The sequence below is a fragment of the Methylobacterium phyllostachyos genome, assembly GCF_900103445.1.
Classification (GTDB): domain Bacteria; phylum Pseudomonadota; class Alphaproteobacteria; order Rhizobiales; family Beijerinckiaceae; genus Methylobacterium; species Methylobacterium phyllostachyos.
This window is the reverse complement of the sequence record NZ_FNHS01000036.1, coordinates 1-13491: the sequence shown is the minus strand read 5'-3', so window position 1 is coordinate 13491 and position 13491 is coordinate 1. Positions and strand designations below refer to the sequence as shown.

Here is a 13491-nt window from a genome sequence, read left to right as displayed (position 1 = left end):
TGGCGATTACCCTGTGCCGGTGCATGAACATCCCGGCCCGCTACGCCACCGGCTATCTCGGCGACATCGGCGTGCCCAAGGACCCGGCGCCGATGGACTTCTCCGCATGGTTCGAGGTCTTCCTCGAAGGCCCCGAAGGACCGCGCTGGTACACGTTCGACGCCCGCCACAACCGACCCCGCATCGGACGTATCGTCATGGCCCGCGGACGCGACGCGACAGACTGCGCGATCTCGACCAATTTCGGATACGCCCATCTCGCGCGCTTCGACGTGCATACCGACGAGGTCGTCTAAGCCGGCCTATACGCGCGAGCGGCGCTGCGTATTCCACCGCCCTCCAAAATCGTGGCGGTTGTATGGAACTGTCTCCCTATGCTCACGCTTGTAATGGCAAAGGTTATTGCACAGGCAGGCCAACCATGAAGATCTCGGTCACCGCACTCGCCGCGCTGCTGGGCGCGACTGTTCTTGGCGCAATGCCCGCGCTTGCCGCCTCGTCCTACGATCCCTTCGGAAACGAGGATGCGGACGGGTATTACCAAGATCAAGGCCAGTATGGTTACCAGGGCACCTATGCTCCGGGCTACGGTCAGGGCGTACAAGCCGCGCCGCAGGCGCAAGTCCAGCCGATCCCCCGTGAGGTCGTCGCATTCAACGCCCCCTACGCGCCCGGCACGATCGTCGTCTCAACCGCCGAGCGCCGACTCTATTACGTGCTCGGCAACGGTCAGGCGCTCCGCTACGGCGTTGGTGTGGGCCGCCCGGGCTTCAGCTGGAGTGGCACCAACACCATCACGGCCAAGCGTGAATGGCCGTCCTGGACGCCCCCGGCGGCCATGATCGCCCGCCGTCCCGACCTGCCGCGCTATATGGCCGGCGGCATCGAGAACCCGCTCGGCGCCCGCGCCATGTATATCGGCCACACCGAATACCGCATCCACGGCTCCAACGAGCCGGACACGATCGGTCAGGCCGTGTCGTCGGGTTGCATCCGGATGACCAACGACGATGTCACCGACCTCTACGAGCGCGTTAAGGTCGGCGCCAAGGTCGTCGTGCTGAATTGAACGAAACGGCGCGGGTGCTCCCGCGCCACCGTCGGCGAATGAAACGGCCGCGTCGTCCTACCGGGCGCCGCGGCCGCGTTATTTCTACGGCACGACCCGTCCGACCGCGGTCTGAGCGGGGCTGAACGACGCGATCGGAAGATCGCAGAAGCAGCGCACGCCGAGGGGCCGGGGGCCGGGAAGCGGGCAGGAAAACGGCTTCGGCCCGGTAATGCCCTGCTGCACGGCATCACAATTGTACCCGACCGGTTCGCGCTCCACCCGGCGCGGCGGGCGGCGGTAGCCGCGCTCGTAACCCGGATCCTCATAGCCGGCGGGCGGCCCACCATAGGCCGGCCCATCGACATACTGCGCCCGCGCCGCCGGCCCGGGCAGCGCGGCGGCAAGGGCCAGCGCGGCCATCATCATACGGAGAGGGTCACGCCGGCGCGCGCGGCCGAAGACAGCGAGGCGCATCGTCAAATCCTTCGCTCGACGCGGACCGACCCGTCCGCGGGGCGGCTCTCGGCGGCAATACGGGCGAAAACGAGACGGCCCGCCTCCGGAAACCGGCAGCGGGCCAAGTGATCACCACGCGGAAGCGATTTTAGTGACCGGCGCGCTCGGCGGCATCCTGCGCGTTCTGGGCCGTCTGCTTGGCGGCGTCCTGGCCCTGCTCCATCGCCTTGCGGGCTTCGTCGGCGCCCTGCTGCATGGCCGACTTGGCGCGCTCGGCGCCCTGCTGCATCGCGCTCTGAGCTATGCCGCTGAACTCCTTGGCTTGCGCCTGGATGGCGGCGAACTGGCTGCGCACGAACTCGGCCTGATGCTGCATGGCCTCCTGCATGTCGCGGGAGCGGACAAGCTTCTGGGCGAGATCGAACGCCGCGTTGACGTTCTGCTCGGCGTATTCGAAGCCGCGCGTTGAGACGTCACGGGCGTTGGTGCGCGCGAGCTCCGCGGAACCCTGCACCGTGTCGGCCGTGCGCCGCGCGGCGCCGATGAAGCTGTCGAAGGCCTTGCGGGCCTGCTCGACGCTCTTTTCGGCCATGTCGCGCATCTCGGCAGGAACTTCGTAATTCGGGGGGTTGCTCATGTACGTCTCCTCTTGTTTCCGCCTGTGGATGGCGTTTTGTGCACTGCACAATAACCGATTCGTACCCATATGCCACCCACGCCCTCGGCGTTAAGGTTGACATGACGTAAACGTGTGACGGTTGTTGCCAGAGTCCAGCGCTGCGGCGACAGGGAGTTTACAACAAAGCTCCGACGGTGCGGGTTTCTCGCGCCAGGAGACTCGGAAGCACTGGGACGCGTGTGGGTTCGAGGTCGCGGACGTTGGAGACGACACTGATACCGGCCGAACCAGACCGTGAACACGGCCTCGCCGCAGCTTTCGCGGGCTGGAGTCGGTTGCCGACCCTGTCGATGGTCTTTGCCGTCCCGGATCCGGTGTATCTCGTGCTCGACACGGGCGCTGGGACGATCCTGCACGCCTCCCCGGCGGCGCGCCCCCTGTCCGACATGCTTTCCGGCCCGGGCCTGAGGGACCTGCTGCGGCAGGTTGCGTCCGCAACGCCACAGGATGGCACGCCCCGTCTCGCGCGGCTGCGGCTCGACCCCCGCCGGATCGCGCCGCCCGTGCTGTGCTGGCTGGCCCGCGGCAACCGCGACGGTGGGACGCCCGTGATCCTGGTGATGCCGGCGACACCGGTCGCAACGCCGAAGGCGCGCCCGTGCCCCCAGGAAGCACCGGCCGCGCCTCCACCCGCGCCGCCCGTCGAACGGGACGATCGCTTCCTGTGGCGCATCGATGCCTCGGGCGAACTCACCCTGCTGACCGGCCCGGAAAGCCTCGCGGGCCTTGTCGGCCAGCGCTGGCAGGATCTGACGGCGGCCGGCCGCATCGCCGGCGCCGAGGGCGTGCTGGCGGCGCTGCACGAGCGCCGCACGTTCCGCGGCGAGCCGGCCGTTTTGGATGCCGGCACCGGTCCGTTCCGCGTCGAGCTGTCCGGCGCCCCGCTCGGTCGCGGCGATGCGGCCTATGCGGGCTTCGCAGGGTTCGGTCTGATCCGCGCTCTGCCGCCGGGACCCACCGTCCGCGTCACCGAGGCGTCGTCTGTCGTGGCCGTACCGCCCAGTTCGGCGGAAATCCCCGAGCCACTACCCCCGGCTCCCATGCCGGCCGAGCCCGATCCGCCTGGCAGTGTGGAGCCGGCACCTCCGGCAACCCCGCTGTCGACGGACGAGCATGCCGCGTTCCGAGAGATAGCCCGCGCGCTCGGCGCGCGCTACGCCGGCGACGACGCGGAACCCGCCGGCCAGGGCACGAAGTCGGAAGGCGGCGCGATCATGCCCTTCCCCGGCCCGCAACCCGGATTGCCTGAGACGCACGACGATAGCGGCGCGGCAGCATCGGTGCCTGAGATTCTGGCAGGCCTACCGCTTCCCGCGCTCGTGCATCGGGCTGGCTCAATCCTGGCGGCGAACGCAAAACTCCTGGCGCTGACCGGGCACGCCGATGTCGCAGCCTTGTCGGGACGTGGGCTGGGCGGGCTCTTCCCCGGTGCTGCGCACGAGGGGGACACAGATCCGGCCGCGCGCGTGACCGCCATCGTGACCACGGACGGATGCACGCGACCGGTCGAAGTCCTCAGCAACCGCTGCAGCTGGACTGGCGAGCCCGCCATCTGTCTGCTCCTGCGCCCGATCGACGAGGCCGATGCGGCCGCCGAACTTGCGGCCGAGCGCCTCGCCCGCGCCAACCAGAGCGAGAGGGCCGTCGGCGCCGAGGCCGCCCTCGATGCGCTCGACAGCGGAATCGTCACCCTCGATCACGCCGGCCGCATCGTAGCGGTGAACCGTGCCGCCGCGACCCTGCTGGGCTGTGAGGCCCGGGAGATCGTCGGCGGAAGCTTCGTCTCGCAGTTCGATCGGGAGAGCGTGCTCACCGTCGCCGACCTCCTGCGGGGCGTGACGCGGGGGCCACGCAGCGTTTCGCTCGCAGGCACGCCAGTGACCCTCGACGTCAGGGTAGCCCAGGAGGACAGTCGCCTGGTGGCGATCCTCGACGGGGCGAAAAGCCGTTCCTCGTTCGCGGCTGCAGGCATGACCGACCGGGCCGCATCGAGCGGTGCCAGCAACACCCTGGCGCGCCTGGATCGCGCATTCCGCGAACCCCTGACCGGGATGATCGGCCTCGTCGATGCAATGCTGAAGGAGCCTTTCGGCCCCCTCGGCGACGCGCGCTACAACGCCTGCATCGCCGAGATCAAGGCGTCGGGCGGGACGATGCTGGAGCGGGTCGGAAATCTCCTCGACCTCGCGGCTGTGGAATTCGGCGCCCTGCATCTGGAACCACGGGCTTTCGATCTCAACGATCTCGCGGCCGGCTGCGTGGCGCGGTTCCAGGCCGAGGCGGCCCGGGGCCGGGTCGTCGTGCGGACGAGCTTCTCCACCGACCTCGGGGAACTGGAGGCCGATGAGCGCTCCGTGAGTCGCGCCGCCGGCCTGGTGATCGAGAATGCGATCCGGCGTTCGGCGGCGGGTGGCCAGATCATCGTGTCGACGGGCGCGGCCGAGCGGGCGGGTGTTGCCCTGAGGGTTCGCGATACCGGCGCCGCGGGTCGGTCCGCCGATCCCAGGCGAGAGGTCGAGGAGGGCCTCGCTCTGCCCCGCGCGCTCGTCGAGGCCAATGGCGGCCGCCTCGAACTGTCGACGCCGGCCGAGGACGGCACACTGGTGGAGATCATCATGCCGGTACGCCGGATGGCAAACGGCTGAGGCTCCGCCCGGAGCGTCGGCGGCTCGAAACATGAAGTATTCGTGGGGGCGGAACCGCAATGCCGCCTTTCCCCTGGAACTCGGCTTGACACGGTATGACCGAGGCTTCACTCACCCGGTTACATTGCGCCCAATTCATCCAGCGGAAGTGGAAGGCGCCTGAGGAAAACGACGAGGATAACGGCGCCTTACAGTGTAGGCTACGTTACTTTGGAAGTCCTGGCAGCGCGGCGTAGACCGCGATACGATCGGACGCCAATCAGGGATGGAACGCCATGGAAGGCAAGGTCATCGAGGTGCAGGCTGCGTGGCGGGAGGGTGCTCACGTCGACGACGCCAAGTATCAGGACATGTATAAGGCGTCGGTTTCCGATCCGGACGCCTTCTGGCGAGAGCACGGCAAGCGCATCGACTGGATGACGCCGTACTCCAAGGTCAAGGATACGAGCTTCGAACCCGGCAGGGTTTCGATCAAGTGGTTCGAGGACGGCACCACAAACGTCGCCTATAATTGCATCGACCGGCACCTCGAGAGCCGCGGCGATCAGACCGCGATCATCTGGGAGGGCGACAATCCGGACGAGTCCAAGCACATCAGCTACCGCGAGCTGCATGCGCAGGTCTGCCGGATGGCCAACGTCCTACGCAATCGGGGTGTCGGCAAGGGCGATCGGGTCACCCTGTATCTTCCGATGATTCCGGAAGCCGCCTACGCGATGCTCGCCTGTGCGCGGCTCGGCGCGGTCCACGCCATCGTGTTCGGTGGCTTCTCGCCGGATTCGCTGGCCTCGCGCATCCAGGGGTGCGGCTCGAAGGTGGTGATCACGGCCGACGAGGGTCTGCGCGGCGGCCGCAAGGTGCCGCTGAAGGCCAATGTCGACGAGGCGATCAAGCGCATCGACAGCGATCTGGTCGACCACGTCATCGTGGTCCGCCGCACGGGCGGCAGCGTCGCCATGGAGGCCGGCCGCGACGTCTACTACGACGAGGCCGCCGAGCAGGTGACCGATGATTGCCCCGCCGCAGCGGTTGAGGCGGAACACCCGCTGTTCATCCTCTACACCTCCGGCTCGACCGGTCAGCCGAAGGGCGTGGTCCACACCACCGGCGGCTATCTTGTCTACGCGTCGATGACTCACGAGTACGTCTTCGATTACCGCGAAGGCGACGTGTACTGGTGCACGGCCGATGTCGGCTGGGTCACCGGCCACAGCTACATCGTGTACGGGCCGCTCGCGAACGGCGCGACGACGCTGATGTTCGAGGGCATCCCGACCTACCCGTCGACCTCCCGGTTCTGGGAAGTGATCGACAAGCACAAGGTCAACATCTTCTACACCGCGCCGACTGCGATCCGCTCTTTGATGGGCGGCGGCGAGGGCCCGGTTAAGAAGACCTCCCGGGCCTCATTGCGGGTGCTGGGCTCGGTCGGCGAGCCGATCAACCCGGAGGCGTGGGACTGGTACTACAACGTCGTCGGCGACAAGCGCTGCCCGATCGTCGACACGTGGTGGCAGACCGAGACGGGCGGCATCCTGATCACCCCGCTCCCGGGCGCCACCGCCCTCAAGCCCGGCTCGGCGACGCGGCCGTTCTTCGGCGTCAGACCTGAGATGGTCGATGCCGAGGGCAAGGTCCTCGAAGGGGCCAGCGAGGGCAATCTCTGCATCGCCGATTCCTGGCCGGGCCAGATGCGCACGGTCTACGGCGACCATGAACGGTTCGAGCAGACCTACTTCTCGACCTATCCGGGCAAGTACTTCACCGGCGATGGCGCGCGGCGGGACGCCGACGGCTATTACTGGATCACCGGCCGCGTCGATGACGTCATCAACGTCTCCGGCCACCGGATGGGTACAGCGGAAGTGGAATCGTCACTGGTTGCACATCCGAAAGTTGCAGAAGCCGCGGTCGTCGGCTACCCGCACAACGTCAAGGGCCAGGGCATCTACGCCTACGTGACCCTTAACGACGGCGAGGAGGGCGACGACGCGCTGCGCAAGGAGCTCGTGACCTGGGTCCGCAAGGATATCGGGCCGATCGCCTCGCCGGACCTCATCCAGTTCGCGCCGGGGCTGCCCAAGACCCGCTCGGGCAAGATCATGCGCCGCATCCTGCGCAAGATCGCCGAGGACGATTTCGGTTCGCTCGGGGACACCTCGACGCTGGCGGAGCCCGCCGTCGTTGATGACCTGATCGAGAACCGGCAAAATCGGGCCTGATCGTGTCCGCGCCTCCCAGACGGCGGCGCGGGACTTCATCGGGGCGGATGCCGGTGCGGCGCCCGCCTCCAACAAGAACCACGCAAGACAATCGCGATGAACCCGGGGGCCGGAGAGCCCTCGCGGGAGGAACAGTCATGAGCAGCGGCACGACACTCGGCGCCCGGGGACGCCCGGCGCCCCCAGGGACAGCCACCCTCGGGACAGATCAGGATCCGCAGGTTGCGCGGATCGCCCGGTCCCCGGAATTCCAGCAACTCGTGGGCGAGCGCACGCGCTTCGCCTGGACGCTCACCATCCTGATGCTGATCGTCTATTTCGGCTTCATCGGCCTGATCGCCTTCGACAAGTCACTGCTCGCCGTGAAGGTCGGCGGCACCGCCTCGCTCGGGTTGTTCGTGGGCGTGTTCGTGATCCTGTTCGCCTTCCTGCTGACCGGCATTTACGTGGCCCGGGCCAACACGCGCTTCGACGCGCTCAGCGACTCCCTCAAGCGGAGCTTCGGCCGATGAACCGCCTCCTCCTCGGCCTGCCCCTCGCCGCCGTCGCGGCCAGCGCAGCCTACGCGGCCGGCCCGGATCTCGGTGCCGTGCAGCAATCGGCCACGAATTGGCCGGCCATCCTGATGTTCCTGTTCTTCGTGCTGCTGACGCTCGGCATCACCTACAAGGCGGCCAAGGGCACCAAATCGGCCGCCGACTTCTACGCAGCGGGCGGCGGCATCTCGGCCGGCACCAATTCGCTCGCGATCGCCGGCGACTACATGTCGGCGGCCTCGTTCCTCGGCATCTCGGGCCTCGTCTACACGTCGGGCTTCGACGGGCTGATCTACTCGACGGGCTTCCTGGTCGGCTGGCCGATCGTGCTGTTCCTCATCGCGGAACGGCTGCGCAACCTCGGCAAGTTCACCTTCGCCGACGTGGCGAGCTTCCGGCTCGACCAGACCTCGATCCGCATCATCTCGGCGGTGGGTACCCTCGTGGTGGTGGCCTTCTACCTGATCGCCCAGATGGTCGGCGCGGGGAAGCTGATCCAGCTCCTGTTCGGCCTGCCATACCTCTATGCGGTGATCATCGTCGGCGTGCTGATGATCGTCTACGTGGCCTTCGGCGGCATGAAGGCGACCACCTGGGTGCAGGTGATCAAGGCCTGCCTGCTGCTCGGCGGCGCGACCTTCATGGCCGGCGCGGTGCTGTTCAAGTACGGCTTCAACCCGGAGACCCTGTTCGCCGCTTCGGTGCAGGTCCATCCGAAGGGCGACGCCATCATGGCGCCGGGCGGCCTCGTGTCGAACCCGGTCGAGGCGCTCTCGCTCGGCGTCGGCCTGATGTTCGGCACGGCCGGCCTGCCGCACATCCTGATGCGGTTCTTCACGGTCTCGGACGCCCAAGCCGCCCGCAAGTCGGTGTTCTACGCCACCGGCCTGATCGGCTATTTCTACATCCTGACGTTCATCATCGGCTTCGGCGGCATCGCCCTGCTGATGTCGGACCCGATCTACTTCAAGCTCGGGCCGGCCGGCGCCTTCGACAAGCTGAAGGACATGATCGGCGGCACCAACATGGTGGCGGTGAACCTCGCCAACGCGGTCGGCGGCCCGTACTTCCTGGGCTTCATCTCGGCGGTGGCCTTCGCCACGATCCTCGCGGTCGTCGCCGGCCTGACGCTGGCCGGCGCTTCGGCGATCAGCCACGACCTCTACGCCCAGGTGATCGCCCGCGGGCGCACCACCGAGAAGCATGAGGTCAACCTGTCGAAGATCTCGGCGGTGGTGATCGGGATCGTGGCGATCTATCTCGGCTATGTGTTCGAGAACCAGAACGTCGCCTTCATGGTCGGCCTGGCCTTCGCGGTGGCGGCGAGCTGCAACTTCCCGGTTCTGGCCATGTCGATCCTGTGGCGTGGCACCACCACCTGGGGGGCGCTGGCCGGCGGCTTGGTCGGCCTCCTGGCGGCGGTCACTATGGTTGTGTTGTCGAAGGCCGTGTGGGTGACGACGCTGGGCAACCCAGCCCCGCTCTTCCCCTACGATAATCCGGCGCTGTTCTCGATGCCGCTGGCCTTCGCCACGATCTGGGTCGTGTCCCTCTTGGACAAGTCTCGGCGGGCTCAGCGCGAGCGCGCCGCCTTCGAGGCGCAATATGTGCGCTCCGAAACCGGGATCGGTGCGGCCGGCGCGCACGCGCACTGACCGATCCGGCAGAGCAGGTCAGCAGAAGGGCGCGGCGCGAGCTGCGCCCTTTCTCGTTCGCGGACCCGGTGAGTGGGCACCCCCGTGTTGATGACGTGGTGCACGAACGCTTTCCCGGTTGACCCCATCCCACCTTACATTCACGCAAATGTGAGCTGCGCTGAGCGCAGGGTTCGCCCGGGAGCGGACAGCGCGAAAACTTGGTCTCGGGAGGGTTTCGTCGATGGCTGGGGCAACCGCGATCCCGCGGACGGGGGATGCCGCGCGGCCGATGAATGCGGCCGAAAAGCGTGTGATCTTCGCATCCTCGCTCGGCACCGTGTTCGAGTGGTACGACTTCTACCTCTACGGCTCACTCGCGGCGATCATCGGCGCCCAGTTCTTCTCGGCCTACCCGCCGGCGACGCGCGACATCTTCGCGTTGCTCGCCTTCGCGGCGGGCTTCATCGTCCGCCCGTTCGGCGCGCTGGTCTTCGGCCGCATCGGCGATCTTGTCGGGCGCAAATACACCTTCCTTGTCACGATCCTGATCATGGGTCTGTCGACCTTCATCGTCGGCGTGCTGCCGAACGCCGCCACGATCGGCATCGCCGCGCCGATCATCCTGATCGTCCTGCGGCTGGCTCAGGGACTGGCGCTCGGCGGCGAGTATGGCGGCGCAGCGACCTACGTGGCCGAACATGCGCCCAACGGCCGGCGCGGCTTCTACACGAGCTGGATCCAGACCACCGCGACGCTCGGCCTGTTCCTGTCGCTCCTCGTCATTTTGGCGACCCGCACCTTCACGGGCGAGGCCGCCTTCGCCGAGTGGGGCTGGCGCATCCCGTTCCTGGTCTCGGTGCTGTTGCTCGGGATCTCGGTATGGATCCGGCTCCAGCTTTCCGAATCGCCGGCCTTCGAGAAAATGAAAGAGGAGGGTAAGACCTCGAAGGCGCCGCTCACGGAAGCCTTCGGCCAGTGGCGGAATGCAAAGTTTGCGATCATTGCCCTGTTCGGCCTCGTCGCAGGCCAGGGCGTGGTCTGGTACACGGGCCAGTTCTACGCGCTGTTCTTCCTTCAATCGATCCTGAAGGTCGATGGCTATACCGCCAATCTCCTGATCGCGTGGTCGCTGCTCCTCGGCACCGGCTTCTTCGTGGTGTTCGGCTGGCTGTCGGACATGATCGGCCGCAAAATCATCATCCTGGCGGGATGCGCTATCGCGGCGGCGACCTTCTTCCCGATCTTCAAGGGCATCACCTCGGCTGCCAACCCGAAGCTGGAAGCGGCAATCGAGTCGGTCAAGGTTACGGTGACGGCCGACCCGGCCGCGTGCGGGACCCTGTTTAACCCGGTAGGGACGCGAATCTTCACGGCACCCTGCGACCTCGCCCGCGACTTCCTGTCGAAATCCTCGGTGCGTTACACCACTCTCCCCGGCGCCGCCGGGCAACCGACCACGATTCGGGTCAACGACACCGAGATTCCCTACCCAGAAGGGGGCAACCTCGATGCCAACAGGGCGACGATTGCGGCGCTCCAGGCAGCCGGCTATCCGAAGGCGGGTGATGCCGGAATCGTCAAGATGGCGAACCCGTTCGACGTCTTCCGGCCGCAGGTCGCGCAGGTGATCGGCCTGCTGTTCCTCCTCGTGCTGCTCGTGACCGTGGTCTACGGCCCGATCGCCGCCATGCTGGTGGAGCTGTTCCCGACTCGAATTCGCTACACTTCGATGTCGCTGCCCTACCATATCGGCAACGGCTGGTTCGGCGGGCTGCTGCCGGCTACCGCCTTCGCCATGGTGGCCCAGACCGGCGACATCTACTTCGGCCTCTGGTATCCGATCGTGATCGCCGTCGCGACCGTCATCATCGGTTTGATCTTCGTGCCGGAAACGAAGGATCGGGACATCTTCGCGGATGTCTGAGCGGTCCGACGCGAGCGCGTCGGACGTCTCATCGACCCAGCACGCTCTCACCGCACGGGTGCCTTCGTGTGCGCCCATGGCGACTCGTCTCGGGCCGGGCCGGTGCGGGACGCGCGGTCATGCATGAACGTCCCGGCAACGAGTCAATCCCCTGCGCTTGAACGAATACGCAACGAGATAGATTCAATATATCGACTTGCCGGGCAATATAATAGACCCTCCTTATTCAGGGCCTCATAAGACTCTAATACAAGGAACTCTTGTGCGATCTTGGGCTCGCGCGATTGTGAGTCAGAGCTGGTTGTCAGGTCATGCTGTCTTGACTTTAAACCGGCTCGAACCGCATCCAAGCGTTTGGTCACTACAATCTGGGAACAAAAATCGGTCTCTGCCCGTAATTGGGGCACCCAAGATCGGTATGCCAGGATTCAGAACGTGAACAATGTCTCGATTCGACAGCAAAGCCGGACTGCTAAGAGACCGCCACTTCTACTTGTGGTCGTCTGGCCATCGGCGACGATGATCTTGTGGTACACGATCAACCATATTGCGGGCCGGTTGGTCTGGTGGTGGTAGGCGCGGGTCAGGGCGTCAATTGTTCTGGTGGTATGCGCCCATATAGGCGCCGAGCAGGTAGCCCGATTGGTGAGCACCGAGATAGCCAAACGTGATCAGCACATGGAGCAAATCGAACCTGTAAGTGGACAGAAAAATCGTCACTGCCGTGAACATAACTACAGTCGACGTCATGGCCAGGACGACCGCAGTAGAGGATCTGCCGATGACCCATCCCACCATGAACAACATCAAAGCGACCAACATCGCGTCACCCCGACCAGATGTGCTGAAGGAGATGCATCGCGCACTCACCTTGCCCAAGTTTCCGCGATGATGACCTGATGGAGTTTGGATATCAACCCCGACCTTTCCTCTGGTCTTTTATGGTCTTTGCTGTAGATATGGGTCGCGATTTATAAATTCTACCGCCATTGTTTGATGGAAGACTTCGGATTACGCATTCCCAAAAACGCTGTAAGCTTTATAGGCAACGTCGCGATGTTTGGGGTCGTCCGACTGATATCGGACCACATCTGTTAATTTTACGGGATCGTTAACGGCCTCGTCGGCACGCGGTGGTCGTGCTTGGCCCTCGGCGTGGTTTGCGAAGCGGTGAAAACGGGCGCGCCGGAGCACGACCGCGCAGCTGCGATCATCCCGGGACCGGCCCCGATTTGCGCTACATCGCCCTTTTGGGCGCAGCGACGTTCGCTGCGCGTGTTTGGCCGCCTAGAGCATTTTCGTTTTAATCTGGATCGTAGCCTGCCGCAGCAAAGAAGTTGGCGCACTCGTCTGGGGTGACGGTGTCGATAAGCCGTCCGATGGCTGACCATAGCCCTTCGACGGTGCGCTCGGCGGCCTTGCGCAGCAGCGCCTTGAGCTTGGAGAAAGCCATCTCGATCGGGTTGAAGTCCGGCGAGTAGGGCGGGAGGAACAGCAGTCGCGCGCCCGCTGCCTCGATGGCCGCGCGCGCAGCTGGGCCTTTGTGGCTGCCGAGGTTGTCCATCACGACGATGTCGCCGGGCGTGAGTTCGGGCACCAGCACGCGCTCGACGTAAGTCTGGAAGGCGTCGCGGTTGATCGGCCCGTCCAGCACGAACGGCGCGGCGATCCCGGACAGGCGCAGACCCGCCACCAGGGTGGTGGTCTTCCAATGACCGTGCGGCACGGGTGAGCGCAACCGCTCCCCACGCGGTGAGCGCCCGCGGGTGCGGGCCATATTGGTGGCGGTCCAGGTCTCGTCGAGGAACACGAGGCGGCTGGGATCGAGGTCGGGCTGGCCCTCAAACCACGCCTCGCGGGCGGCCTTCACGTCCGGGCGATCCTGCTCGGTCGCGTGGGCTGTCTTTTTTTGTACGTCAGGCCACGCGCGTCGAGGAAAGCCCACAGGGTGCCCAGCCCGACTGTGAGCGCGTGTTCCTCCCGCAGGCGGACCCGCATCTCCTCCAGGGTGATGTCGTCCCGATCGGCGATCAGGCCGCGCAGGAACGCCTCGTGCGGATCGAGCTTGGAGCGGCGCGCCCGCCCTTGTGGCCGGGCCGCCACTGTGCCGGTCGTGGCCAGTGCCGTCATCCAGCGGACCGCCGTTGCGGCACCGACCCCGAAGCGCTTGGCCGCTTGCCGACGCGAGGTCGCACCTGCCGCGTCCACCACCCGCTCACGCAGATCCTGGCTGTAGGGTCGGCCCATGCTCTGCTCCTCATCTGGAGCGCGCAATGAATCAACTCGACAGCCCGACGTGAACCCCAACTGGCCGATTCAGCTCAAACCGAAAACGCTCTAG

The 13491-nt window shown here is 66.0% G+C and carries 10 protein-coding genes; 7 read left to right on the top strand and 3 right to left on the bottom strand.

Going from position 1 to position 13491, the window contains the following annotated elements; all coding sequences use genetic code 11:
* Window positions 1-296: transglutaminase-like domain-containing protein (locus BLQ49_RS28565; protein WP_143012378.1), on the top strand; the 296-nt coding region annotated here is incomplete at its 5' end.
* Between the two features lie 125 nt (window positions 297-421).
* Window positions 422-1069, top strand: coding sequence for a L,D-transpeptidase (locus BLQ49_RS28560; protein WP_091723013.1), 648 nt, complete (start codon window positions 422-424; stop codon window positions 1067-1069).
* Between the two features lie 84 nt (window positions 1070-1153).
* Here the strand turns inward: BLQ49_RS28560 and BLQ49_RS28555 are convergent, their stop codons facing one another.
* The gene (locus BLQ49_RS28555) at window positions 1154-1525 is read right to left on the bottom strand and encodes a hypothetical protein (protein WP_091723011.1); all 372 of its coding nucleotides are present in this window, start codon (window positions 1523-1525) and stop codon (window positions 1154-1156) included.
* A 130-nt stretch (window positions 1526-1655) separates the two neighbouring features.
* Window positions 1656-2144 carry a phasin gene (locus tag BLQ49_RS28550; RefSeq protein ID WP_091723008.1) on the bottom strand — a complete coding sequence of 163 codons (489 nt, stop codon included), beginning with the start codon at window positions 2142-2144 and terminating at the stop codon, window positions 1656-1658.
* Between the two features lie 332 nt (window positions 2145-2476).
* Between BLQ49_RS28550 and BLQ49_RS28545 the strand changes: the two genes are divergently transcribed.
* The 5 genes from BLQ49_RS28545 to BLQ49_RS28525 all read left to right on the top strand — a co-directional run bounded on the left by BLQ49_RS28545 (window position 2477) and on the right by BLQ49_RS28525 (window position 11150).
* Window positions 2477-4831: a PAS domain-containing sensor histidine kinase gene (locus BLQ49_RS28545; RefSeq protein WP_091723006.1), complete on the top strand. Its 2355-nt coding sequence runs from the start codon at window positions 2477-2479 to the stop codon at window positions 4829-4831.
* A gap of 275 nt (window positions 4832-5106) precedes the next feature.
* Window positions 5107-7053 carry an acetate--CoA ligase gene (gene acs, locus BLQ49_RS28540; protein ID WP_091723003.1) on the top strand — a complete coding sequence of 649 codons (1947 nt, stop codon included), beginning with the start codon at window positions 5107-5109 and terminating at the stop codon, window positions 7051-7053.
* 137 nt (window positions 7054-7190) lie between these two features.
* Window positions 7191-7565, top strand: coding sequence for a DUF485 domain-containing protein (locus BLQ49_RS28535; protein WP_091723000.1), 375 nt, complete (start codon window positions 7191-7193; stop codon window positions 7563-7565).
* The gene (locus tag BLQ49_RS28530) at window positions 7562-9244 is read left to right on the top strand and encodes a cation acetate symporter (RefSeq protein ID WP_091722997.1); all 1683 of its coding nucleotides are present in this window, start codon (window positions 7562-7564) and stop codon (window positions 9242-9244) included. Before BLQ49_RS28535 ends, BLQ49_RS28530 begins: the two co-directional genes overlap by 4 nt.
* Window positions 9245-9467: 223 nt before the next feature.
* The gene (locus tag BLQ49_RS28525) at window positions 9468-11150 is read left to right on the top strand and encodes an MFS transporter (RefSeq protein ID WP_167627824.1); all 1683 of its coding nucleotides are present in this window, start codon (window positions 9468-9470) and stop codon (window positions 11148-11150) included.
* 1303 nt (window positions 11151-12453) lie between these two features.
* On the opposite strand, the gene BLQ49_RS28515 is transcribed toward BLQ49_RS28525, so the two are convergent.
* A protein-coding gene (locus tag BLQ49_RS28515) for an IS630 family transposase (RefSeq protein ID WP_091712264.1) occupies window positions 12454-13397 on the bottom strand; the annotation gives its coding sequence in 2 pieces (ribosomal slippage) (window positions 12454-13061 and window positions 13061-13397; 945 coding nt in all).
* Window positions 13398-13491: the final 94 nt, after the last annotated feature.

What these genes read in the sequence shown, in the direction of transcription:
- BLQ49_RS28530 (WP_091722997.1), top strand. Translation starts at nt 7,562, where the DNA reads ATGAACCGCCTCCTCCTCGGCCTGCCCCTCGCCGCCGTCGCGGCCAGC.
- BLQ49_RS28550 (WP_091723008.1), bottom strand. Translation starts at nt 2,144, where the DNA reads ATGAGCAACCCCCCGAATTACGAAGTTCCTGCCGAGATGCGCGACATG.
- BLQ49_RS28525 (WP_167627824.1), top strand. Translation starts at nt 9,468, where the DNA reads ATGGCTGGGGCAACCGCGATCCCGCGGACGGGGGATGCCGCGCGGCCG.
- BLQ49_RS28545 (WP_091723006.1), top strand. Translation starts at nt 2,477, where the DNA reads ATGGTCTTTGCCGTCCCGGATCCGGTGTATCTCGTGCTCGACACGGGC.
- acs (WP_091723003.1), top strand. Translation starts at nt 5,107, where the DNA reads ATGGAAGGCAAGGTCATCGAGGTGCAGGCTGCGTGGCGGGAGGGTGCT.
- BLQ49_RS28535 (WP_091723000.1), top strand. Translation starts at nt 7,191, where the DNA reads ATGAGCAGCGGCACGACACTCGGCGCCCGGGGACGCCCGGCGCCCCCA.
- BLQ49_RS28560 (WP_091723013.1), top strand. Translation starts at nt 422, where the DNA reads ATGAAGATCTCGGTCACCGCACTCGCCGCGCTGCTGGGCGCGACTGTT.
- BLQ49_RS28555 (WP_091723011.1), bottom strand. Translation starts at nt 1,525, where the DNA reads ATGCGCCTCGCTGTCTTCGGCCGCGCGCGCCGGCGTGACCCTCTCCGT.